Here is a 1,451-nt window from a genome sequence, read left to right as displayed (position 1 = left end):
GACGATGAAGGAGCTCGAATGGCTGCTCGAAGGCTTCGATCTGTGGGCGGCAAGGCCGCATAAAACGCTGCAATACCAATCGGTTACGTAGCGTGATCGGGTATAATTCCAGCATGCAACCACGTACCGCCGACCCTCGTTCGAATGCCGCCGTCGGCGTGTGCGCATCCCCCCTCCCCGAACAGTTACCCGACGATCCGGCCGCGCTCAAGGCCTTGCTGCGGGAACAGCAGCACGCCTTCGAGCTTGCCTTCAAGGCGCGCGAAGCCGAACTGCAAAAGGCCTTCGAGGCACGCATCCTCGAGCTCTACGAGCAGCTTCGCCTGGCGCGCCGGCGCATGTTCGGCCCCAGCAGCGAATCGCACGCGGGCCAGGGGTGGCTCTTCGACGAGGCCGAGGCGCTGGCCGAGTCCGCAACCGAGGCGGGCGACACCGCAACCTTGCCGCCGCCGGCCACCGAGACGACGGGTGAGACGCCCGCCGACACGGGCAAGAAGAAGGCGCGTGGCAAGCGCAAGCCCTTGCCGATCGAGCTGCCGCGCATCGACGTCGTCCACGACGTCCCCGAGGCCGAACGCACCTGCGCCTGCGGCACACCCATGGTCGAGATTGGCCAGGACGTCAGCGAACAGCTCGACATCGTCCCGATGCAGGTGCGCGTGCTGCGTCACATCAGGAAGCGCTACGGCTGCCCCCAGGGCGACCAGGCGCCGGTCAGCGCCCGCGCCCCGGGGCAGGTGCTGCCCAAGAGCAACGCCAGCAACGACCTCTTGGCGATGCTGCTGGTCACCAAGTACGTCGACGGGCTGCCGCTGGCGCGTTTCGAGTACGTGCTTGCCCGCGCGGGCGCGCTCGTGCCGCGTCAGACCCTGGCGCGCTGGGTGATCGGCACCGCGCAAGCGCTGCAGCCGATCGCCAATCTGATGCGCGACGTGCTGCTCGGGCACGATGTGATTCACATGGACGAAACCCCGGTGCAGGTGCTCAAGGAGCCTGGCCGGGCAGCCACGAGCAAGAGCCAGATGTGGGTGCAGCGCGGTGGTCCGCCGGGTAAGCCGGTGATCCTCTTCGAGTACGACCCGAGCCGCGCGCAGGCGGTCCCTTTACGCCTGCTCGAAGGCTGGAAGGGGCACCTGATCGCCGATGGGCTCGAGAGCTATGGGGCGATCTCCTTCTGCGAGGGCGTGACCCGGCTCGGCTGCTGGGTCCATGCGCGGCGCCGCTTCGTCGACGCCAGCAAGGTGCTGCCCGCCGGCAAGCGCGGTCGCGCCCATGAGGCGCTGGCGCTGATCGGCAAGCTCTACGCCATCGAGAAGGAGGCGCGCGAACTGAGCAACGCCGAGCGCCTGGCGCGACGCCAGAGCAGAAGCCGCGTCGTCATCGACGAACTGCGCCGTTGGCTCGATCAGGTGCTCCCCACCGTGCCGCCCACCTCGGTGCTCGGCGGCGCG

General features: G+C 68.4%; 1 protein-coding gene. It reads left to right on the top strand.

Translation table 11 applies throughout. The features are described from left to right. Positions 1-113: 113 nt before the first annotated feature. The coding region (tnpC, locus tag ACPT9U_RS17680; protein WP_435751918.1) for an IS66 family transposase at positions 114-1,451 on the top strand (1,338 nt) is incomplete at its 3' end.

Origin of the sequence: Thauera sp. AutoDN2 (genome assembly GCF_051280715.1) — a bacterium.
Lineage (GTDB): Bacteria > Pseudomonadota > Gammaproteobacteria > Burkholderiales > Rhodocyclaceae > Thauera.
The sequence above is the reverse complement of the archived record's forward strand: the minus strand, read 5'-3'. Positions and strand labels throughout refer to the sequence as shown.